The 21,811-nt window shown below is 61.1% G+C and carries 21 protein-coding genes and 1 pseudogene; 9 read left to right on the top strand and 13 right to left on the bottom strand.

Annotated features, from left to right (window positions below; genetic code table 11):
• Positions 1–80 precede the first annotated feature (80 nt).
• Genes AC1Q6D_RS14560 through AC1Q6D_RS14540 form a run of 5 tightly spaced genes read right to left on the bottom strand, consistent with a single transcriptional unit; the run spans position 81 to position 6,365 of the window.
• On the bottom strand, positions 81–878 hold the full coding sequence (locus tag AC1Q6D_RS14560; RefSeq protein WP_103406300.1) for an enoyl-CoA hydratase/isomerase family protein: 798 nt from the start codon (positions 876–878) through the stop codon (positions 81–83).
• On the bottom strand, positions 875–2,032 hold the full coding sequence (gene atuD / locus AC1Q6D_RS14555) for a citronellyl-CoA dehydrogenase (protein WP_103406299.1): 1,158 nt from the start codon (positions 2,030–2,032) through the stop codon (positions 875–877). The genes AC1Q6D_RS14560 and atuD overlap by 4 nt, the downstream gene beginning before the upstream one ends.
• A 28-nt stretch (positions 2,033–2,060) precedes the next feature.
• Positions 2,061–3,677, bottom strand: a complete 1,617-nt coding sequence (atuC, locus tag AC1Q6D_RS14550; protein WP_103406298.1) for a geranyl-CoA carboxylase subunit beta — start codon at positions 3,675–3,677, stop codon at positions 2,061–2,063.
• A 3-nt stretch (positions 3,678–3,680) separates the two neighbouring features.
• Positions 3,681–4,550 (bottom strand): SDR family oxidoreductase, encoded by an 870-nt coding sequence (locus AC1Q6D_RS14545; RefSeq protein WP_103406297.1) that lies wholly within the window; start codon positions 4,548–4,550, stop codon positions 3,681–3,683.
• Positions 4,551–4,562: 12 nt separating this feature from the next.
• A complete protein-coding gene (locus tag AC1Q6D_RS14540) occupies positions 4,563–6,365 on the bottom strand; it encodes an acyclic terpene utilization AtuA family protein (RefSeq protein ID WP_103406296.1) in 1,803 nt (600 codons plus the stop codon).
• Between the two features lie 163 nt (positions 6,366–6,528).
• Between AC1Q6D_RS14540 and AC1Q6D_RS14535 the strand changes: the two genes are divergently transcribed.
• The 3 genes from AC1Q6D_RS14535 (at position 6,529) to AC1Q6D_RS14525 (ending at position 9,075) form a co-directional block, all read left to right on the top strand.
• Positions 6,529–7,152 (top strand): TetR/AcrR family transcriptional regulator, encoded by a 624-nt coding sequence (locus tag AC1Q6D_RS14535; RefSeq protein ID WP_047527272.1) that lies wholly within the window; start codon positions 6,529–6,531, stop codon positions 7,150–7,152.
• Between the two features lie 94 nt (positions 7,153–7,246).
• Positions 7,247–8,077, top strand: coding sequence for a substrate-binding periplasmic protein (locus AC1Q6D_RS14530; RefSeq protein ID WP_103406314.1), 831 nt, complete (start codon positions 7,247–7,249; stop codon positions 8,075–8,077).
• Between the two features lie 185 nt (positions 8,078–8,262).
• Positions 8,263–9,075: an alpha/beta fold hydrolase gene (locus tag AC1Q6D_RS14525; protein ID WP_103406295.1), complete on the top strand. Its 813-nt coding sequence runs from the start codon at positions 8,263–8,265 to the stop codon at positions 9,073–9,075.
• A gap of 42 nt (positions 9,076–9,117) precedes the next feature.
• Here the strand turns inward: AC1Q6D_RS14525 and dsbG are convergent, their stop codons facing one another.
• The 4 genes from dsbG to AC1Q6D_RS14505 form a co-directional block, all read right to left on the bottom strand.
• Positions 9,118–9,885: a thiol:disulfide interchange protein DsbG gene (dsbG, locus tag AC1Q6D_RS14520; protein ID WP_103406294.1), complete on the bottom strand. Its 768-nt coding sequence runs from the start codon at positions 9,883–9,885 to the stop codon at positions 9,118–9,120.
• Positions 9,861–10,715: a TlpA disulfide reductase family protein gene (locus tag AC1Q6D_RS14515; protein ID WP_047527276.1), complete on the bottom strand. Its 855-nt coding sequence runs from the start codon at positions 10,713–10,715 to the stop codon at positions 9,861–9,863. Before AC1Q6D_RS14515 ends, dsbG begins: the two co-directional genes overlap by 25 nt.
• Positions 10,715–12,451, bottom strand: a complete 1,737-nt coding sequence (dsbD, locus tag AC1Q6D_RS14510) for a protein-disulfide reductase DsbD (RefSeq protein WP_207291554.1) — start codon at positions 12,449–12,451, stop codon at positions 10,715–10,717. Before dsbD ends, AC1Q6D_RS14515 begins: the two co-directional genes overlap by 1 nt.
• 110 nt (positions 12,452–12,561) lie before the next feature.
• The gene (locus tag AC1Q6D_RS14505; protein WP_103406292.1) at positions 12,562–13,263 is read right to left on the bottom strand and encodes a hypothetical protein; all 702 of its coding nucleotides are present in this window, start codon (positions 13,261–13,263) and stop codon (positions 12,562–12,564) included.
• 290 nt (positions 13,264–13,553) lie between these two features.
• Here AC1Q6D_RS14505 and AC1Q6D_RS14500 point away from each other — a divergent pair, with 290 nt between their 5' ends.
• The 3 genes and pseudogenes from AC1Q6D_RS14500 to AC1Q6D_RS14490 all read left to right on the top strand — a co-directional run.
• On the top strand, positions 13,554–14,234 hold the full coding sequence (locus AC1Q6D_RS14500) for a response regulator (RefSeq protein ID WP_047527280.1): 681 nt from the start codon (positions 13,554–13,556) through the stop codon (positions 14,232–14,234).
• Complete coding sequence (locus AC1Q6D_RS14495) at positions 14,231–15,556, top strand: ATP-binding protein (RefSeq protein WP_103406291.1); 1,326 nt, start codon at positions 14,231–14,233, stop codon at positions 15,554–15,556. Before AC1Q6D_RS14500 ends, AC1Q6D_RS14495 begins: the two co-directional genes overlap by 4 nt.
• A gap of 35 nt (positions 15,557–15,591) precedes the next feature.
• A pseudogene (locus AC1Q6D_RS14490) lies at positions 15,592–15,773 on the top strand (GNAT family N-acetyltransferase); the annotation flags it as partial.
• A 42-nt stretch (positions 15,774–15,815) separates the two neighbouring features.
• Here AC1Q6D_RS14490 and AC1Q6D_RS14485 read toward each other — a convergent pair.
• The 4 genes from AC1Q6D_RS14485 to AC1Q6D_RS14470 all read right to left on the bottom strand — a co-directional run bounded on the left by AC1Q6D_RS14485 (position 15,816) and on the right by AC1Q6D_RS14470 (position 18,573).
• Positions 15,816–16,133, bottom strand: a complete 318-nt coding sequence (locus AC1Q6D_RS14485) for a hypothetical protein (protein WP_103406290.1) — start codon at positions 16,131–16,133, stop codon at positions 15,816–15,818.
• Complete coding sequence (locus tag AC1Q6D_RS14480) at positions 16,130–16,672, bottom strand: PA2404 family protein (protein WP_103406289.1); 543 nt, start codon at positions 16,670–16,672, stop codon at positions 16,130–16,132. Before AC1Q6D_RS14480 ends, AC1Q6D_RS14485 begins: the two co-directional genes overlap by 4 nt.
• Positions 16,669–17,868: a PepSY-associated TM helix domain-containing protein gene (locus AC1Q6D_RS14475; RefSeq protein WP_103406288.1), complete on the bottom strand. Its 1,200-nt coding sequence runs from the start codon at positions 17,866–17,868 to the stop codon at positions 16,669–16,671. Before AC1Q6D_RS14475 ends, AC1Q6D_RS14480 begins: the two co-directional genes overlap by 4 nt.
• A 246-nt stretch (positions 17,869–18,114) precedes the next feature.
• Positions 18,115–18,573: a VOC family protein gene (locus tag AC1Q6D_RS14470; RefSeq protein WP_103406287.1), complete on the bottom strand. Its 459-nt coding sequence runs from the start codon at positions 18,571–18,573 to the stop codon at positions 18,115–18,117.
• Between the two features lie 312 nt (positions 18,574–18,885).
• Between AC1Q6D_RS14470 and AC1Q6D_RS14465 the strand changes: the two genes are divergently transcribed.
• From AC1Q6D_RS14465 to AC1Q6D_RS14455, 3 genes are all read left to right on the top strand, one after another.
• Positions 18,886–20,100: an SfnB family sulfur acquisition oxidoreductase gene (locus tag AC1Q6D_RS14465; protein WP_103406286.1), complete on the top strand. Its 1,215-nt coding sequence runs from the start codon at positions 18,886–18,888 to the stop codon at positions 20,098–20,100.
• A 2-nt stretch (positions 20,101–20,102) separates the two neighbouring features.
• Complete coding sequence (locus tag AC1Q6D_RS14460) at positions 20,103–20,768, top strand: methionine ABC transporter permease (RefSeq protein WP_047527298.1); 666 nt, start codon at positions 20,103–20,105, stop codon at positions 20,766–20,768.
• Between the two features lie 74 nt (positions 20,769–20,842).
• Entirely contained in the window at positions 20,843–21,613 is a 771-nt protein-coding gene (locus AC1Q6D_RS14455; RefSeq protein WP_103406285.1) for a MetQ/NlpA family ABC transporter substrate-binding protein, read from the top strand.
• Positions 21,614–21,811: the final 198 nt, after the last annotated feature.

Raw genomic sequence — 21,811 nt, 5'->3', positions numbered from 1 at the left:
CTCTTCGCTGGCAAGCCAGCTCCCACAGGGTTGTGTGTGGCACAAATCCACCGTGGAAGCTGGCTTGCCAGCGATGTTTTTCAGGAGGCCCACCCCGGTTTACGCTTCTGCACAAAGGCCATGGTGCCCTCGATGCCTTCTGTTCCGGTCACCGCCTCGCTGAACCACTCGGCCGCTTGATTCAGCAGTTCAGCCGATGGCTGCGCGGCGCTCGCCAGCAACAGCTTTTTCGTCGCCGCATTCGCTCCCGGCGCACAACACAGCACATGGGCCAACACGTCATCCAGGCGTTCGGCCAGTGCTTGTGGATCGTGCTCGACAAAATGCACCAGTCCCATCCGCCGCGCCTGGGTCCCATCGAATCGCGCCGCCGTCAGGGCCAGTCGCCGGGCCTGGGTCAAACCAATGCGCTGGACCACGAACGGCGCGATCTGAGCCGGCAGCAGGCCAAGGCTGGTTTCCGGCAGGCCGAATTGCGCCTGATGATCGGCCAGGGCGATGTCACTGACACAGGCCAGGCCGAAACCGCCGCCCAGCACTGCGCCTTGCAGCACGGTGATCACCACTTGTGGCGCATGCTGGGTTTCTTCGAGCAAGGCACCGAAGGCGCGGTTCAAATCGCGGTAAGCATCCTGGCCTTGGGCGCGGGCATTGGCCATGTCCTTGATGTCGCCGCCTGCACAGAAATGCCCGCCGGCGCCGCCAATGACCAGGGCGCGGGTCGCCCGGTCATCGTGCACCGCCGCCAGCACCGCGCGCAGCTCGCTGACCATCTGCAAGCTCATGGCGTTGCGGCTGTCCGGGCGATTGAGGGTGATGTGCAGCACGCCGTTATGCGGCTCCAGCAGCAAGGTCTGGCAAACCGGCAAGGTCGTCATTTCTTTTTCCCCGGCAGGATGCCCATGAGTTTGCAGATGATCCCCAGCATGATTTCGTCAGCACCGCCGCCGATCGACACCAGCCGTACATCGCGGTAGGCGCGGGCCACCGGGTTGTCCCACATGAAGCCCATGCCGCCCCAGTATTGCAGGCAGCTGTCGCTGACTTCGCGGCCCAACCGGCCGGCCTTGAGCTTGGCCATGGACGCGAGGCGAGTGACGTCCTGCCCCTTGATGTATTGCTCGGTGGCCTGATAAACCAGCGCTCGCAGGCATTCGATTTCGGTTTGCAGTTCGGCCAGGCGAAAGTGAATGACCTGGTTGTCAATCAATGCACTGCCGAAGGTCTTGCGCTCCTTGCAGTAGTCGATCGTGCTGTCGACGCAGTACTCCAGCCCCTTGATCATGTTCGCCGCGCCGAACAGGCGTTCCTCCTGGAACTGCAGCATCTGCATCATGAACCCCGCACCTTCATGGCCGATGCGGTTGCGTTGCGGCACGCGCACGTTGTCGAAAAACACCTGGGCGGTTTCCGAGCTGCGCATGCCGAGTTTGTCCAGGTGCGAGCTGAGGCTGATCCCCGGCGTGTTCATCGGCACCATGATCAGTGATTTGTTGATGTGCGGTTTGTCGTCCGAGGTGTTGGCCAGTAAACAGATGAAATCGGCGCACGGCGAATTGGTAATCCACATCTTGCTGCCGTTGATCACGTAATCGTCGCCGTCCTTGCGTGCGGAGGTCTTCAACCCGGCGACGTCGGAACCGGCACCGACTTCGGAGACGCCGATGCAGCCGACCTGCTCGCCGCTGATGGCCGGACGGAGGAATTCGTCGCGCAATTCATCGGAGCCGAAACGCGCCAGGGCCGGGGTGCACATGTCGGTCTGCACGCCGATGGACATGGGAATGCCGCCGCAATGAATGGTGCCGAATTCTTCGGCGGCGACGATCGAGTAGCTGTAGTCCAGGCCCATGCCGCCGAATTTTTCCGGTTTGGATATCCCCAGCAGGCCAAGGTCGCCAGCCTTGCGGAAAATCTCGTGAATCGGAAAGCGTCCGGCCTTTTCCCATTCTTCGACGTGGGGATTGATCTCGTTGTCGACGAATTGGCGGACGGTGCGGCGCAGGGCTTCATGTTCCTGGGTGAAAATCATTTTTATTGTTCTCCCTTTGGTCGCCGGCCTAGAACCGTGCGACACCAAAACTGTTGGCGTGCAGCGGCCGTACCTCGGCCTCGTGACAGATATCCAGCAAGTAACCGAGCAAGGTCCGGGTATCGCGCGGATCGATCAGGCCGTCGTCCCATAGATTGGCGCTGCCGTAGAGCGCCGTGGACTGACTGTCGAGTTTCTGCGCGGTGACCTGTTCCAGCATGTCGAGCATTTTCGGATCGGGCACCAGGCCGTCCTTGGCCTGTTTGGCCTCGGTGACGATGCGCAGCACTTTGCCGGCCTGGGCACCGCCCATCACCGCTGTACGGCTATTGGGCCAGGCGAAGATGAAGCGCGGGTCGAGGCCGCGGCCGCACATCGCATAGTTGCCGGCGCCATAGGAACCGCCGACGACGATCGTCAGTTTCGGCACCCCGGCGTTGGCCACCGCTTGAATCATCTTGGCGCCATGCTTGATCACGCCTTGTTGCTCCGATTCGGTGCCAACCATGAACCCCGTGGTGTTATGGAAAAACAGCAATGGCGTCTGGCTCTGGTCGCACAGCTGGATGAACTGCGCAGCCTTGCTCGCACCCTGGGGCGTGATCGGGCCGTTATTGCCGATGAAGCCGCAGGCGCGGCCCTGGATTTTCAGTTGGCCGCAGACGGTTTGCTGGTCGAACTCGCCCTTGAACTCGAGGAAGTTCGAACCGTCGGCGATACGGGCGATGATCTCGCGGACGTCGTAGGGCTTTTTCGGATCATCCGGGATCAGGCCGAGCAATTCATCGATGGGGTAGAGCGGTTCTTCCCAGTGACGTTCCGGCAGCGCAGGCAATCGGTCGTTCCACGGCAACAGGCTGACGATCTCGCGCACCTGACGCACACCGTCGGCATCGTTTTCCGCCAGGTATTCAGCGGTGCCGGCGATTTGCGCGTGCATCTCGGCGCCGCCCAGTGCTTCGTCGGTCGCCACTTCACCAGTCGCCGCCTTGAGCAGCGGCGGGCCGGCGAGAAACAGCTTGGCCTTGCCCCGTACCACCACCACGTAATCCGACAATCCGGGTTGATAAGCACCGCCCGCCGTTGCCGAGCCATGCACCACGGTGATCTGCGGCAGGCCCATGGCTGACATCCGCGCCTGATTGGCAAAGCTGCGCGCGCCTTCGACGAAAATGTCCGCCGCGTAGTTGAGGTTGGCGCCACCGCTTTCGGCCAGGGTGATCACCGGCAGTTTGTTTTCCATGGCGATCTGTTGCAGGCGCAGGGACTTTTTCAAACCGCTGGGGGAAATGGTCCCGCCCTTGATCGCGCTGTTGTTCGCCACCACCAGAGTGCGCACGCCGGACACGTAACCGATGCCGGCGATCAGGCCGCCACCGGCCGAGCTGCCATCCTTGTCGTCGTGCAGTTTGTAACCGGCCAGGCTCGCCAGTTCGAGGAAGGGCGCGCCGGGGTCCAGCAGCAGATTGAGGCGTTCGCGGGGCAGCAATTGTCCGCGCTTGTCGAACTTGGGCTTGGCCTCGGCTGCCTTGTTCAACAGGTTCTGCTCGAGTTCGCGGACCTGCTCGATCCCCACCAGCATGGCCGCGCGATTGCGGGCGAACTGTTCGCTGTGGGGATCGAGTTGCGACTGAATCACCGGCATGGGTTATTCCTTATCCTTGAGCACGTCTGGAAGGTACGCACGGTGAAAGCCGTTGTACGACTCACTGTGGGTCGCCTTGTGAATCGGCCATGCGCGGCCACCGAGACTCGCGGCGCCATCGATGCGCAAGGTACTGCCACTGATGAACGCCGCCGCCGGGCTGAGCAGGAAAACGATGGCCGCGCTGACCTCCGACTCGGTGCCGATCCGCTTGAGCGGCACGTGTTCGCGCAAGGTCGGGATCACCGCCTTGAACGCGCCTTCATAGGTGTCCATGCCACTGGACGCGATCCAGCCCGGCGCCACGGCGTTGACCCGCACCCCGGCGTAACCCCACTCGAACGCCGCGGTCTTGGTCAGGTTGTCCATGCCGGAACGCGCGGCGCCCGAGTGGCCCATGCCCGGCATGCCGCCCCACATGTCGGCGAGCATGTTGACGATGGCGCCGCCGTGTTTGCTCATGGACTGGTTGAACACTTCCCGGGCCATCAGGAAACCGCCGACCAGATTGGTGCGCATCACCGTTTCGAACCCCTTCTGATTGATCGAAGCCAGGGGCGACGGGTACTGCCCGCCGGCATTGTTGACCAGACCGTGGATCGGGCCGTGCTTGCGGATCAGTTCGCCAACCAGGTGCGTCACTGCATCTTCCTCGCGAATATCGCAGGTGCTCCAGTCGGCCCTGCCGCCGTCTTCGGTAATTTCGGCAGCGACGGCTTTCAACTTGTCGGCCTTGCGTCCGACCAGCAGCACGTGCGCGCCGAGGGCGGCCAGTTCATGGGCGGTGCAACGGCCAATGCCACTGCCGCCACCGGTGACGATGACGGTAAAACCTGCAAACAAATCGGCTTTGAAAATCGAATCGTAGGCCATGGTGGCAGCCCTCTAGTTGACCTGGTCGGCGATGCGCTGAGGCACCGGAATCTGGATTTCCAGCAGTTGCTGGGCGAATGCCTTGCCTTGTGGGTCGATCCGCAGGCTGGCGACACCGCCGCCCCCGAGGGCGTTTTCCAGGAGGAAGTTCAGGCTGTGGGAGGCGGGTAGATACCAGCGCTCGACACGGCCGTGGATCGGGTCCAGCACATGGCTCATCCAGTCGACGAGCACCGCCGGGGTCAAGGCTTCGGCGATCCAGGGCAGGTACTCGGGGTCGCGGGCCATCACGCCGATGTTGCTGTGGTTGCCCTTGTCGCCCGAACGGGCCACCGCCAGTTTGACCAGCGCCACGCTGGCGTCGGCCATGCCCGCAGGCTTGGGTGGTTCGAGCGGCACGGGCAAGTCGGCGCTGTCGAGCAGATCGACAGCGGGCAGGGCGCACGGATGGCGCTGGCCCATGAGATCAATTTCCAGCGTGCAGGCGGTTTTGTCGATCAGGAACGAGAACAGGCGGATCAGCGGGTACACGGTGGGGCGGCCGCCGACAATCCCGGTCAGGCCCGGTGCCATGCCGGTGGCGGCCTGGGCGATTTCCCGGGAGAACACGATCAATGCCTGTTTATTCGGGTGGCGCACGGCGAGTTTGATCACCACTTCGCGGCTGTCGCGACGCTGGCCATGGGGGCCGTAAGTGGCCTCGCTGCCGAGCAGTTCGATGTTGACCTCGCTATAGGGCGCCCAGCCGCGCTGGCTGAAGATCTCCGAGGTCTTGTTGATGATCGCTTCGCTGACCCGCCGAGCCTTGTCGACCGCATCGATGCCGGCGATCAGGCAACTGGCGGTGCAGCGAAAACCATCCGGGTAGGTGGCGCTGACTTTGTATTGATCGGTCGGCGGCAATCCCTTCGCACCGTGCACCTGCACCGCGTTTTTGCCTTGCTGCACGAGTTTGACCCGGGTGAAATCGCAGACCACGTCGGGCAGCAGATAGGCCCTTGGGTCGCCGATTTCATAAAGCATTTGCTCGCCCACCGTCAGCGGGGTGACCAGCCCGCCAGAGCCTTCGGGTTTGCTGACGATGAACTGGCTGTCGGCGCTGACTTCGACGATGGGAAATCCGATGTGCTCGTAGTCGGGCACGTCGCGCCAATCGGTGAAGTTGCCGCCGGTACACTGGGCGCCGCATTCGATGATGTGGCCGGCCAGGGCCGCCTGGGCCAGTTTGTCGTAGTCATGCCACGACCAGCCGAACTCATGCACCAGCGCGGCGCTGACCACCGCGCTGTCGACCACGCGCCCGGTGATCACGATGTCCGCCCCCAGACGCAGGGCTTCGACAATGCCCGGTGCGCCAAGGTAAGCGTTGGTCGAGACGCACAGGGGCGGCAGCGGCGCGCCGCTGAACATCTCATGGATGCCGCGAGAACCCAGTTGTTTGAACTGCGGTTGCAGGTCATCGCCCAGCAGGACGGCGATCTTCAGTGCAACGCCGGCCTTGTCGCACGCCGCTTGCAGCGCGGCGGCGCAGGCCTGTGGGTTGACCCCGCCGGCATTGCTGATGACACGGATCTTTTGTTCGCAGAGTTGCTTGAGCAGCGGACTGAGCACTTCGATGAAGTCGCTGGCATAGCCCGCCTGGGGATCTTTCATCCGTGCGCCGGCCATGATCGACAGGGTGATTTCCGCCAGGTAGTCGAAGACCAGATAGTCCAGGCGCCCAGCTTCCACCAGTTGCGCGGCGGCGGTCGAGGTGTCGCCCCAGAAGGCGCTGGCGCAACCGATGCGGATCGTTTTTGGCGCAGTCAACTCCATAACCACCTCCGACAGAAGTGTTTCGAGACTACCAAGCAAGCGCTTGGTTTGTAAACGGCTAAAATAACTTCTGCCCGAGCGCTTGCTTGGTTGCGGGCAGCAGCTTAAATTGCCCGCGCAACCCCGCTGTTTTAGCGGTGATCTCGACTGTAGGAGAAAACGGGTGGACGAGCAAAAAGCCCTGAGGGTCATGCACGAACTGGTCGAAAACGGCCAATTGACCGATCCGGACAGTGCCCGCGGCAAGCTCCTGCAAGTGGCGGCTCACCTGTTTCGCAATAAAGGCTACGAACGCACCACGGTGCGTGATCTGGCCGGTGCCGTGGGCATTCAGTCAGGGAGCATTTTTCATCACTTCAAAAGCAAGGAAGAAATCCTGCGGGCTGTGATGGAGGAGACCATTCGCTACAACACCGCGCTGATGCGTGCAGCCATCGCCGACGCCAGCAACGTGCGCGAGCGGGTGCTGGCGCTGATCCGTTGTGAATTGCAGTCGATCATGGGCGGCAGTGGCGAGGCCATGGCGGTGCTGGTCTACGAATGGCGCTCACTGTCCGAGGACGGTCAGGCCAAGGTCCTGGCGTTGCGCGATATTTACGAAGACATCTGGTTGCAGGTACTGGGGGAAGCGAAGAGTGCCGGTCTCATTCGCGGTGATGTGTTTGTCACGCGACGCTTTCTCACCGGGGCACTGTCCTGGACCACCACCTGGTTTCGCGCCGGTGGCAGCATGAGCCTCGATCAACTGGCCGACGAGGCGCTGATTCTGGTGCTGGGGGAAAAATAATTAGATTGCATTGGTCGGCAGGAAACTGGCTAATTGGGTGAAACCGCCTAGCTTGAATGCATTGATGCAGTACTTTTTTGGAGTGGTAGTTTTGATGCCTTCGCCAATTCGGACGGCTTCGCGGCTTTTGCTGATGGCGCTTGCTGCGTTATGGATGATGCCGTCCCAGGCTGCACAGTTGGTGCGTATCGGTGCGGCGCACTTTCCGCCCTACACCGTGCGCCCGGAGTCCGGTGCCGACACCGGTTTGCTGCCGCAATTGGTCGAGGCGCTCAATGCCCTGCAAAACGACTATCAGTTCGTCCTGGTGCCCACCTCCATTCCCCGGCGTTTCGGTGATTTCAAACAAGGGCGGGTCGATATGGCGATCTTCGAAAACCCCGACTGGGGCTGGAAGGACATCCCCCACACCAGTGTCGACATGGGCCTGGAAGACGCCGAGATTTTTGTCGCGCAGCGCCAGCATGAAGGTCAGCCAGTGCGGCAGCAAAACTACTTTGCCGACCTGACGGGCAAGCGTCTGGCGATGTTCAGCGGCTATCACTACGAATTTGCCGGTTTCAATGCCGATCCCAAATTCCTCGCGCAGAACTACAACGCTACGCTGACGTATTCCCATGACAGCAATTTGCTGATGGTGCTGCGCGGGCGCGCCGACATCGCCCTGGTCACGCGTTCCTATCTCAGCGACTATTTTTTGCGCAACGACAAGGTCGCCGATCAATTTCTGGTGTCCGAGCGCGTCGATCAGGTCTATCACCATTACGCGATCCTGCGCCCGGCCTCGCCCATCAGCAGCGAGGCATTCGGCAAGTTGTTGCAAGGGCTGCGGGATAACGGTCAGATGCTGAGGATATTCGATCCGTACAAAATTGCGGTGTTGCCGGTCCCGGCGACACAGAGCGCGCCGCAGCTCGCGAATTGACCGACCCCGCTTGAATTTCACGCCCCGGAATGCGTTACATCGTTGAACTGTCGACGATTATCGTGAGCCCGCTCCATGGCAAACTGGATCGCAAGGCGCTGTACAATCGCGTACATTTTCGCGATTGACTGCCGGTCGTCAGCAGCTCAGCCTTCCGGCTCCATTTTTTCAAGCGGAGTCATCCGATGCCCTTCCTGACCATAGACGGACAAGCCCTTCACTATATTGATCAAGGCACTGGCCCGGCGGTGCTGCTGGCCGGCAGTTACCTGTGGGACCAGAACATGTGGGCGCCGCAGATTGCTGCGTTGTCGCAACAGTATCGGGTGATTGCGCTGGACCTGTGGGGCCATGGTGAATCCGGGCGACTTCCGCAGGGCACACGGTCGCTGGACGATATCGCTCGTCAGGCGCTGGCGTTGATCGATCATCTGGAAATAGAACGCTTCACGCTGGTGGGGCTTTCGGTCGGTGGCATGTGGGGCGTGCGGTTGGCGTTGTCGTCTGCGCAACGACTCAACGGCCTGGTGCTGATGGACACCTATGTCGGCGTCGAGCCGGAGCCGACCCGGCAATACTATTTTTCGCTGTTCAAGATGATCGAGGAAAGCGGCGAAATATCGCCGCAACTGCTCGACATCGTGGTGCCGATCTTTTTCCGTCCGGGCATCGATCCGCAGTCGGCACTGTACCGGGACTTCCGCGCCAAACTCGCCGCGTTGCCGCCTGAGCGCCTGCGCGAAAGCATCGTGCCGATGGGGCGGATCACCTTTGGCCGAGAGGACCTGTTGCCACGCCTGGGCGAATTGAACGCCGCGACGACGCTGGTGATCTGTGGCGATCAGGACAAGCCACGCCCACCCGGCGAAGCGCGGGAAATGGCCGAGCTGATCGGTTGCCCGTGTGTGTGGGTGCCGGACGCGGGGCATATTTCCAATCTGGAAAATCCGCAGTTCGTCACTGAAGTGTTGCTCGGTTTTTTAGCCGAGAGACACTAGTCGGTTGTAATGGCCCCATTGCTCGCGAAGGGGCCGATGAGGTCACTTGGGCCCGAGAATCTTCACCAGTTTGTCCGGCGACGGCGCACCTTGCTGCTGTTGCAGCTCGCCCTTGTCGTCCATGTAGAAGATCGCCGGCGTGGCTTGCAACTCCAGGTCTTCCATCAACTGCATGTTCGCCGCGAGTTTCGCTTGAATCGCCGGTGGTACATCCTTCAACGCCTTGAGCGAACTGCCCTTGCCAGCGGCTTCGTGGTCCGCCAGGGCTTTTTGCGGGTCCTTGGCGGCGAGCAGTGCGGCGGACTTGCCCGGACTGTCTTCGCGAATGATACCGACCATGATGTGGCGCAACTGCACCTTGCCAGCCTTGACCCATGGCCGCGCCTGTTCCCAGAACAGGTTGCAGTAGGGGCAGTTCGGATCGCTGAACAGGTAGACGATGCGCGGGGCACTCTTGTCGCCGTCGCCGATCCAGCTGCTCGCCTCGAACTTGCCCCAGACCTCCTTGGACATAGGCCCGTAGACCAGTTTCTGCAACGGCGCGCTGCTCAGGTCATTGCCCTCGGCGTCGTACAGATTGCCCAGCAGCACATGCTTGCCATCCGGTGTCAGGTACAGCGCCATGCCGCGGTTCTGATATTGCGCCGCATAACCGCGCAGGCCATCGGGAGCGTCGAACTGGCCGACGATTTTCGCGCCTTTGGCTTCGATCTTCTTGATCGCCTCGGGCAGCTCTTCAGCCTGCACCGATGGCAAGTGCAGCAGGGCGGCACCCAGGCTCAGGGTCAGCAGGTGGCGGAGGCGGGGCATGGCAGTTTCCTTGAAGAGGTGGCAGGAGCGGTATCGAAATTTTCCAGTGCGCGAGCCAGGCTGGCTTGCGACAACTCGCCCAGATGGCTGCCCAGCAGGCGACCCTCAGGGCTATAGAACAGCGTAGTCGGCAACGCCATGGAGCCGACGGCATGGCCCAAACGGCCGCTACCGTCGAACAGCACGTTGGACAGGCTCAGGCCCTGGGTTTCCAGAAAGGTGCTGACACTTTGCATGCTTTCCGCCTGATTGACGAACAAGAAGGTCAGGTCCGGGCGTTGTTGCTGGGCGCTTTCGAGCACAGGCATTTCCCGGCGACACGGTGGACACCAGGTGGCCCAGAGATTGATGACCAGCGGACCGCCCTTGTAGTCGGCCAGTTGCACGGTTTCACCGGCGGCGTTGCGCAGGGTGATGTCCGGCAGGCGCGTGCCTTGTTCGTAGATACTCAAGGAGAACGTCGCCAGCAGCCAGAAGGCCAGGCCACTCGCCACGCCAAAGCCCAACGGGCGGCGCAGTCCCGGACGGCGCCAGGCGCGGTACAGCGTGGCAAGTACCAGCGCGATCACTCCCGGCCAGGCGAGGAAACCGCCGTCGCGTAGGTCGATGATCTGCCAGGGATCGTTGCGATAGTGCATCCAGTAAACGGCGACGAAACTGATCCGCGCCGCGAGCATGCCGATCAGGAACAGACTGAACAGCACCGACTCGGGGTTTTCGCCACCGCGCTTGGCCACCCGCCAGCCGACGAATGTCGCCAGTGCCAATGCACTGATCAGCAGTAGATGGTTAAGCGCAATGGCAAAGGTGCCGAGAGTGAATGTCAGCATTAACGGGCGTCTCGGGTGGTGGTCCAGCGTTGCAGGAAAGTGGTGGCATCGACCTCGCCAGTGATGCGTTGGCTGCGACGCTCGTTGCCATCGGCACCGATCCACAGCAGGCTCGGTGGTCCCGGCACTTTATAGCGGCCGAGCAATTGGCGACTGGCGGCATTGTCGGCGGTGACGTCCAGGCGGAGCAAGCGTACGTCGCTCAGGGCTTGGAGCACGTCAGTTTTGGCGAACACCTGTTTTTCCATGACCTTGCAGGACACGCACCAGTCCGCATAGTAATCCAGCAGCACCCACTGGCCCTGAGCCTGCGCCGCGTCGAGTTGCCGTTGCAGTTCGGCGGGGTCCTTGATGGTGGTGAAGGCGTCGTGGCCGACCGGGTTTGTGGCGCCGCGCGCGTTGACGACGCTATAGACCTGCAATGGCTTGAACAGATCATCCGCGCCACCCGCCGCACCGATCATCAACAGACTGCCCCACAACCCGAGCAGCAGTGAACTGGCGCCGAACAGATGAGCGACACGGCCAAAGCCTTCCGACTGTTTCCAGGCGCTATACGCCGCAATCAACAACAACGCCCCACACAAGCCGACCCACAGCGACTCATCCAGCACCGGGCGCAGCATCAGCAACGCGGTGGCGAGGAACAGGAAGCCGAAGATGCCTTTGAGCAGGTTCATCCAGGCGCCAGGTTTGGGCAGGAAGCGATTACCGACGGTCACCAGCAGCAACAGTGGCACGCCGATGCCGATGCCCATGGCAAACAGGATCAACCCGCCATGCAGCGCGTTACCGCTTTGTGCGATGTAGAGCAGGGCGCCGGCCAGCGGAGCGGTCATGCACGGGCCGACCAGCAGGCCCGACAAGGCCCCCAGTACAACGGCACCGACCAGACTGCCACCACGCTGATTGCGCGAAACGTTTTCCAGGCGATCGCGTACGGCCACCGGCAGCTGCAGTTCGAAGAAACCGAACATCGGCAACGCCAGCAGGACGAAAATCGCCGCGAAACTGCCGAGCAGCCACGGGTTCTGTAACAGTGCCTGCAGGTTCGCACCGAGCAGCGCCGCGAGCACGCCCATCGCCGCATAGACCAGCGCCATGCTCACCACATAACTGCTGGCCAGGGCAAAACCGCGCTTGGGCGAGGCGCCGCTGCCGACGATCAGCCCGGCCAGGATCGGCAACATGGGCAGCGAGCACGGGGTAAAGGCCAGCAGCAGGCCCAGGCCGAAGAACACCAGAAGGCTCCAGCCGAGTGCCCGCTGCTGCAGGCCATTGGCCAAGGCTTGATCCGCGGCTTCGTCTGTCGCGACGCTGGCAACTTTACCCCCCAGATCGACGACTTGGGTCTGCGGCGGATAGCACAAACCGGCATCGGCACAACCCTGGAAACCCACCTTGATCTGGCCGCTGGCACCGGCGGGAATCTTCAGTTCCAGGCCCTGGCGATAGACCTGCTGATCACCGAAAAACTCGTCGCTGTGAGCTTCGCCTTCCGGCAGCGCTGGATGCTGTTCAGCAGGCAAGCCATCGAATTTCAGGCGCTTTTGATACAGGTAATAGCCATCGGCAATCTGCCAGAACAGTTGGGTTTCACCGGATTCCAGGCGTTCAGAGGTGAAAGTGAAAGCTTTACCGACCGGAAGAAAGTCGGGTTTGGTCTCAAACGGATTGGTTCCCGCCTGGGCCAGACCCGAGAGCAAGAGAAAAAAAAGTAAAAACAGACGACGCATGAATAAGCCTTGGTTCTGTGCAAGTGCATGCACAATGGGCGGTGGCGATTAACCGATGATTAACCACTGCGGTGAGGCCCGATCCTGAGGGAAAGGGCCTCGTTGCAGGGTCAGTCGTCCAACAAACCGGGCCACGACTCGTCGTCGACATTGATGGGGCGGGACTGCGCGCGGTTGAGCGGCATGTTGTAGCGGATGTATTGATGGTTGGTCAGGAAAATATAGAGGTAGCTGTCGGCCAGCGTGCGGTCGTTTTGCACAGCGGTGATTATTCGGTGTTTGTACGGCTCCAGCCCGGGCCACGAACTGGCGTTGATGGTTTCATGTTTTAGGCGTTGTTGTTTGTAATCGTAGGTGAGGGAGTGCCCGTCATTCATGAGAAATCGAAAGCTCAGGCTATACCCGGGTCGAGGCCACCAGGTTCCGGCGACGATGCGGTAAAAGTACGGCAGTAACGGCGCCCATATCGTTTTGGCAACGGGTTGAGTGCGCCTGACTTCGTCCAGATCCTGATCGTACTTACAGACCATGGGCGTGCCGTTGTCGTCATAGAAGAACCATAGAATGTCATCGTCAGAACCGTTTGCCGTGCCGTCAGGGAGCCCTGTGGTCGTAAATCCGAAGCGCAGGCTTTTTACGTGAGTGTGAAACTGTCCCCAATTGCCGGCGTTGACTTCGGCGGGATATCCCTGCGGTACGTTGTTGGTTCCGATATCAAATCGGGTATAGGTATTGTTGTCTTTGAAGAAGAAGTAGCAGCGGTCCTTACCGGATCGCCAATCCACGGCAACCACGTTTTCAAGTTTCGGCATGATCTGAATCCTTTCAGATAAATGTGTTTCATTAGTTGGACAATCTCGGCTTGCCTTATATCGAAGCCGGGTTTGAAACTACCGTTTTATATGAATTTTTATAGGGGATTTTGATGGCTGTTTGTTTCGCTTTTCTCGCTGGCTAATTTGCCTTGAAAGTGGATGGATTGTGTTGAGGTCCGGACGAACGTCCTGCCGTCAGCTCCGCGCTGTTCGTCGGCCGGTGCCCTTGCCATAATTACCGCTTAATCCTCAACTGTTTGACTCGCCTTTTTACTCGTGGAGTTGCCATGCACGTTCTGGTTTGCGAAGACGATGAGTTGATCGCCAGCGGCATCGTCGCCGGCCTCTCCGCCCAGGGCTTGACCGTGGAGCACGTGGCCACGGCGTCCGCCGCACGGGCGATGCTCAAGGTCGCGGAGTTCGATGTGATGGTGCTCGACCTCGGGTTGCCTGACGAGGACGGTCTGAAGTTATTGCAGCAACTGCGCCACAACGGCCTGGAGTTGCCGGTGTTGATCCTGACGGCCCGGGACTCGGTCACCGACCGCGTCGACGGCCTGCAGGCCGGTGCCGACGACTACCTGCTCAAACCTTTTGACCTGCGTGAACTGGCTGCACGCCTGCACACCTTGTTGCGTCGGGTGGCGGGACGCAGCGTCAACCTGATCGAACACGGCGCCCTGACCTATGACCCGAGCAGTCGCGAGACCACGCTCGCCGGCCAGCCGGTGGACCTGTCGCGTCGTGAACAGTCGCTGTTGCAGGCCCTGTTGCACAACCGTGGCCGCGTATTGTCGACCGAGCAGCTCAAGGACAGCGTCTACGGGTTCAACGACGAACTGGAAAGCAACGCCCTCAATGTCCACATCCATCACCTGCGGCGCAAACTCGGCAATGGCATTGTCGAGACCGTGCGCGGCCTGGGCTATCGCCTGGGACCGGCTGATGGTGGAGAACCTCAGAAGTGATGAGTTTGCGTTTGCGCCTGAGCCTGACGCTCGGTGCCGCGTTTGCGTTGATCTGGGCGCTGGCTGCGGCCTGGATGCTCAGCGACCTGCGCAATCAAATGATGTTTTCCCTCGACCAGCGGCTGGTGGCCTCGGCGCGGATGGTGGCCGGGTTGATGGAGCAATTGCCGCCCGTGCCGAGCAAGGGCGAGGGCACCCATTTCAGCGCCGAACAACTGAATATCCCCGGTGGCATGGCCTGTCAGGTCAGTTCGTTGCGCGGGGAAATTCTTGCCCGTAGCCATAGTGATCCGGGGCAAACCCTGGAAGCGGAGAAAATGGGCTTCCACGATCAGATGATCGATGGTGCGCCGTGGCGCAGTTTCACCTTGGCCCGTGGCGATCTGCGGATCACCACCGCCGACCGGCAGATCGAGCGCGAGGCGTTGAACATGTCGATCCTGCTGGCCGCTTCCGTGCCGGTGGGCGTGGCGCTGCTCGTTTGTCTGTGCCTGCTGTGGCTGGGGATCGGCCAAGGGCTCGCGCCGCTCAATCGCATGCGCGATGCGCTAATGCGGCGCAGCCCTGATTCGCTCGAGCCCTTGCAGGTCCAGCCTTTGCCCAGCGAACTGCAACCCTTGCTGGATACGCAAAATCAGTTGTTCCAGCGAATCGGCAAGACCATCGAGCGTGAGCGCCGACTGACCGGCGATGCGGCTCACGAGTTGCGCAGCCCTTTGACCGCGATCAAGACCCACCTGCAGGTGGCGCGCATGACCGAGGGTGCCGCGCGGGATCAGTCCCTGGCCCGGGCCGAAGAGGGGGCCGACCGCCTGCACCGGACCCTGGAGCAATTGCTGTTACTGGCACGGGTCGAAGGCAGTCTGTCGTTCGATGACGGCGTGCAATGCAGCGCCGAGCAAGTGGCGAAACTGGCGATACAAGATGCGGCCGGCGGTGATCGCGAGCGTATCCGGTTCGAGGTGCCGGCCAGGCTTTCGCACGCCCCGGTGCAAATGCCCGCCGTGCTGTCGATCGCGGCGTTGCGCAACCTGCTGGACAACGCCCTGCGCCATACCTCTGGTGAAGGTCCGGTGGAGTTGAGTTTGCAAACCAACGGCGATCGCGTGCAGTTCGTGGTGCGGGATCACGGGCCGGGCATTGCTCAAGACGATCTGCAGCACTTGACCCAACGCTTCTGGCGCAACGGTCAAAGCACCGGCTGCGGCCTTGGCCTGGCGATTGTTCAGGCCATCGTCCAGCGCTGCGGCTGCACCCTGCGTTTCGACAGTCGACCGGACGGGTTGCGGGTTGAGTTGACGATGCCGTTGCAACCGGTCTGATAAGCACAGCGAGCCCGCTCCCAGAAGGTTTAGAGTCGCACAACAAAACCATCGAACACCTCAGCCCTGGTTGGGTGACCCACGGTTGTAAACGAATCTCGCCCTGTTGCAGGACATACCCTTTGGCATCGCGATGGCCGCAAGCAATGGCAAGGTGGCGTTTTGTGAAGTGCAACCGGAGTGGTTTCGTCGCGGTGGGGGGCAGGCGCGGTTTCAAGGCTGGCACCGACCGGGCGGACGATGGGCGCGGTTGGGCTGCTCATGGGGCCTGAATGTCCGCCTGATCGATTTCGACCACGTGGCCGGGCCCCACGTCGAACAGCACATAAAACTCGGTGTCCGGCTTCTTGAAGGTCAGGGTCGAATCGGCTCCGAGCCTGCCGGGCACGAGAATGGTTTCGTCGTAACCGATCACATCCAGGGTCACGCCAGGCGCGCCGCTGCCATCGGAAAAACCGCCCGTGCACTTGATCTGCCCGGCGTCGATGGCTTTGCATTCGCAGATCGGGTTATGGGCCAGGGCGCTGGCGCTGAACATCAGCAGTGCGGCGCTCACCTGGCGAATAAGGTCGATCATGGTGTACCTCTTTGTGTGCTCAGCCAGGCGAGGGTGGCGGGGGAGGCCTGGCTCAGAGGAATGGATGCCTGGTGCATCGCGCCGTCCCAACCTTCCATGGTGATCCACAGTTCCGCGTCGGCCCTGGTTCTGGCCGGGATCGGCAACATCGCGCTCATGCGGTACGGCGTGCCGACGAAAATCACCCCGGCGGCGCGCAGGCTGCGCGGTTTGCCGATGCGCAGGTAAGTCGCCTTGACCTGTTCGCGGCAGCGGGCGCACAGCGCCGCGTTGAAACTCTTCATGTAGCCGGCCGGGCCATCGAGCTGTGGGGCCTCGTCGTGCAACTCGGCCAGGCGCAGGCTCCACGGGCCGACGGTGACTTCGCCGATGTCCCGTTCGCCCAGGCCGGTGTCACCCCGCGACAGCGCAGCGTCGGCGAAATACTCGGGCATGAAACCCAGCGGCACCAGCAACAGCAGAACGTTGAGGTGAAAGCGCCATTTGTGCCATAAACGGCTCAGCGGCGAACGCGGTTTTTCAGCGGTGACCGGGTTCATTGGCTGACCTGCCTGGACTCGTGGCGGATGGCCGCAGCCGTCTGGCTGCGTGACGTTTTGTGGTTGCGCTTGAGGGCATTGGCCGTGGCCAGGGCGGTTCGCTTGGTCCAGATCAACAGGCCGCTGAGCACCATCATGCTCAGCAACAGGCCGAAGAAAAACCAGATCAGCTTGATCCAGATCCCGCCAAAATCTCCGGTGTGCAGCGGCCGCATGGACTCGGTCACCCACTCCAGGCCCGAGCGGTCCGAGAGCAGGCGTGTGGCGGCGACATCGCCGGTATAGGGGTTGATGTCTACGGTCTGGTACATCAACGGATACCCGCTGCGACCGCCCACCGACAGATAGCCGTAGGCATTGTCGGGCAGGCTGACAAAACCCTCGTCGAGTCCGGGAATACGTGCCCTGGCCTGGCGGATCGCGGTCTCCAGGCTGATCATCGGTGCCGGCGAACCATCGGCGCTGAGCGGTACGCTTTCACGGGGTACCACGGCGGTGACCGGTTCGGTGGAGATCGAGATCTGGTTATCGAACAAGAACGCCTGGATCAGGAACCAGGTACTGGTGATGGAAATCACTGCGATGAACCAGATCGACCAGATGCCGCTGAGGCGGTGGAAATCGCCCCAGAAAATGCGCGCCCCGTGACGAATCCGCAGGGTCGGGCGAAAAAAGCCTTTCCAGAAACGCTTGTACACCACCAGCCCGGTCACCAGGGACGCCAGCATCGGCAGGCTGAGGAACGACACCAGGTACCAGCCCCAACTGTAGCCATTGGTGAATGGCACCAGCCACCAGCCATGCAGCGCTCGGGTAAAGGCCTTGAAGTCGAAGGTCGGGGCCGTGCCTTGAATGGTGCCGGTGTAAGGATTGACATAGACCGTCGCCGAACGCCCGTCGGGGTAGCTGACTTCCACGTCCAGAGCAAAGTGTGACTCGTCGGGCCGGCTGATGCTTTCGATCAGTGTGTCGGGCTCGGCCTTCTTGATGGCGGCGACAATTTGGTCGTAGTTGAGCCGTGGTGCATCGTCCGAGGGCTGGCTGGCGCGCATGGGCGGGTTGGCCAGCCAGAGAATTTCCTGACTGACCACCGCCAGAGTGCCGGTCACACAGACGATCAGGACAAAAAACCAGATCGGCAGCGCCAGCCAGCTGTGGACCAGAAACCAGAGTTTGGAACGGGATTTCTTCGACATGATCAAGGGTCTTGGTTCGATGAGAAGGCCTCTGCCACGGGCTTCGCAGCGATGAGGTCGATCCGGGGCCGGACGCGGCTTTTACCGGCGCGACAGGACTGCATCTAGATAAGACGGATGAGTATGGGAAATCCCGAAGAGGGATATGAAAGAAAATGTTTCGTATTTCGAGAGGCCGTTTCTTTCGGGAGACTTGTTGTTGCTACCTGTGGCGAGGGGCAAGCCCCCTCGCCACCCATGAAATCACTAACCCTGCTGAAACATCTCCTTCGCCCGCAGTTCGATCTGTTCCTGGGTCAGATCTTCCTTGCGCGAGGCCAAAAACCACAGATGGCCATAGGGGTCTTTCAACGTCCCTGAACGGTCGCCATAAAACTGGTCCTTGACCTCCGACACCACAATGCCGCCCGCCGCAATGGCCTGGTTATAGGACTTGTCCACATCGGTCACATACAAATGCAGCCCCACGGATGGCGATTGGTCCGGATTGCTCAACGGGCCTTGGTCGCACGGTGTACCGAGCATGATCGGGCAGTCGCCGATACGCAGTTCGGCGTGACCGATACCGCCGTCGGGCATGGACAGGCGCATGACCTCAATGGCGCCGAAGGCTTTCTTGTAAAAATCGATGGCTTCGGCCGCTTTTTTGATGCCCAGGTACGGGGTGATGCTGTGATAGCCCTCTGGAATAGGTTTGACGCTCATGATCGTTCTCCCTGATTTGTTGTAGATGGAAGATCTCGTTTCGCTGCTTTTCGGCAGGACTCCCAGTGTAGGTCCTGACGAAAAAGGCGATGTCTTGTGTTTGATCTTCAGCACTCGCCAAGTTCACAAAAAGATCACGGCGTTCGGCAGCAGCGCCACTGTCCGGCAATCAACAGTGAAGCAACATATTGCCTTGACTTCGGCATTGTCGAACCCGCCAACGTTCGTTTAAACGCCCGAAAAAACGGGGTCTCGTCGTCAGGCACAGAAGCTGCAATGACCTTCGGTAAACACTGGTATCGAGAGTCCTGTATGTCTGAATCTGCCGTTTATCCGATCAACCCGCCGGCCGCCCACCGGATCGCCAGCGAAGCCGAAGCCCTGCGCGTAGCCGAGCATATCGCCACGATTTTGCTGGAGCAGGACGCCGAACGTGACCGCACCCGCCAGGTGCCCGCCGATATCGTCGATCTGTTCTCCAACAGCGGGCTGTGGGGCATTACGGTGCCCAGGGAATTTGGCGGAGCCCAGGTGTCCTACGCGGTATTGGCGCAGGTGATCGCGATCATTTCGGCGGCCGATCCTTCCCTGGGGCAGATCCCGCAAAACCATTACTGCCTGCTGGAAGACATTCGTCTGCAAGGCACCCCGGAGCAGCAGGCGCATTTCTTTGGGCTGGCACTGCAGGGGCATCGGTTCGCCAACGCCTTGTCGGAAACCGGCGGCAAGAATGTGCAGGATATTCAGGCGACCCTCCGCCGTTACGGCGACGGCCATGTGATCAACGGACGCAAGGGGTATTGCACGGGATCGTTGTATGCGCACTGGCTCGCGGTGCTGGCGCTGGATGAAGAACAGAAAGGCCAGTTGGCGTTCGTCCAGCGCGGCACTCAAGGGCTGGTGATCGTCGACGACTGGGACAGCATCGGCCAGCGCACCACCTCCAGCGGCACCGTGCTGGCCGAAGATCTGCACGTCTCGGCGTTCAACCTGTTCCCGACTTATCGCTCCTACGAAAACCCGACCCTGGCCGGCCCGCTCGCCCAGTTGACCACGGCCGCCATCGATGCCGGCATTGCCCGCGCTGCCCTGCGCGACACCATCGCCTTCGTCCGGCAATTCGCCCGGCCATGGATCGACGCAGGTGTGGAAAGGGCCAGCGAAGATCCGCTGACCATCATTCAGGTCGGTGGCCTGGACATTCGCCTGGAAGCCGCCGAAGCCTTGCTGGAAAGGGCAGGACGGGCACTGGACGCGGCGCGCCCGGCACCGGATGAGGACAACGTGGCCCTGGCGTCCCTGGCCGTGGCCAGGGCCAAGGTGCTGACCACCGAGATCGCCATTGAAGCGAGTAACAAGCTGTTTGAACTGGGCGGTACTCGTTCGACCCTGAAGAAACATAATTTTGACCGCCACTGGCGTAACGCGCGGGTGCATACCTTGCACGATCCGGTGCGCTGGAAATACCACGTGGTCGGCAACTGGCTGCTCAACGGCGTGAAACCGCCGCGTCATGACTGGTCGTGACCATGGCTGAATTGTTCAAGAACATTTATTGGGCCGACATCGGCCAGGCCTGTCTCGACACCCTGAGCATGCTCGGTGCGGCCCTTGGTTTCACCGTGTTGCTGGGTTTGCCGCTGGGGGTGTTGCTGTTCCTCACCGGCAAGCGCCAGTTGCATGAAGCGGTCGGGGTTTACCGGGTGCTGTCGGTGATCGTGAACATGCTGCGTTCGCTGCCGTTCATCATTTTGCTGATCGTGCTGATTCCCCTGACCACCTTACTGGTGGGCACGTCCCTGGGCGTGCCGGGGACCATTCCGCCGCTGGTGGTCGGTTGCACGCCATTCTTCGCGCGGCTGGTGGAAACCGCATTGCGCGAAGTCGATCGCGGAGTGGTGGAGGCGACCCAGGCCATGGGCGCCAACACTTGGCAAATCATCCGCTTCACTTTACTGCCCGAGGCGCGGGGAGGGCTGCTGGCGGCGGTGACAGTGACCGCCATCGTGCTGGTGGACTACACCGCGATGGCCGGTGTGATCGGCGGCGGTGGTCTGGGTGACCTGGCGATCCGCTATGGCTACCAGCGGTTCCAGACCGACGTGATGGTGGTCACCGTAGTGCTGCTGTTGATCCTGGTCCAGGCCTTGCAAATGAGCGGCGACCGACTGGTGGCGCGCTACAGCCACCGATAAACATTCTGTTCAAAACCAACAATCGGCCCCACGTCCGCCCCACGACGGCCACTCTATCTGCCTAGGAGCACAACATGAAAAAGACCCTGGCCGTTCTGGCTGCCTTGATTTCGCTGAGCGTTCACGCCAACGAAAAACTGACCGTCGGCGCCACGCCGGTGCCGCACGCGGAAATCCTCGAATTCGTCAAACCGACCCTGGCCAGGGAAGGCGTAGACCTGGACATCAAGGTCTTCACCGATTTCATCCAGCCCAACCAGCAACTGGCGCTGAAGAACCTCGACGCCAACTACTACCAGTACCGGCCGTTTCTCGATGACTACAACAAGACCCGCCACACCGACCTGGTGCCGGTGGTCGGTGTGCACATCGAACCGTTCGGGGCCTATTCGACCAAGATCAAAAACATTTCCGAGCTCAAGGACGGCGCCACCGTGTCGATCCCCAACGATCCGGTGAACACCGGTCGCGCTTTGGTGCTGTTGCACGAAGCGGGACTGATCAAGCTCAAGGACCCGAGCAACACCCTGGCGACGCAACGGGACATCGCCGAAAACCCCAAGCACCTGAAAATCCGTGAGCTGGAAGGCGCGCTGCTGGCGCGTTCGGTGAGTCAGGTGGATTTGGCGTTCGTCTTCGCCAACTACGCGCTGGAAGCGGGGATCGACACCAACAGCGCGTTGATCGTCGAGAAGGGCAAGAGTCTGTACGTCGAATTCCTGGTGGCGCGACCAGACAACATCAACGACCCAGGCGTGCAGAAACTGGCCAAGGCGTTGAACTCCGATGAGGTTCGGCAGTTCATTTTGACGCGCTACAAGGGGCAGATTGCGCCGGGGTTCTGATTCTCTATTGAGGACAAGGACGCCATCGCGGGCAAGCCACGCTCCCACAGCTTTTTGGGTCGTTCACGAAATGTGCAAACTACTCAAACCCTGTGGGAGCGTGGCTTGCCCGCGATGGCCGCGCCACAATTTCAGATCTGTCCCGGATGCCAATAGCCGAGCCCCGAGCACATCAGCAACCGTCATTCGCAGCAGTCG

The organism is Pseudomonas sp. MT92 (assembly GCF_058792515.1).
The sequence above is the reverse complement of the archived record's forward strand: the minus strand, read 5'-3'. Positions and strand labels throughout refer to the sequence as shown.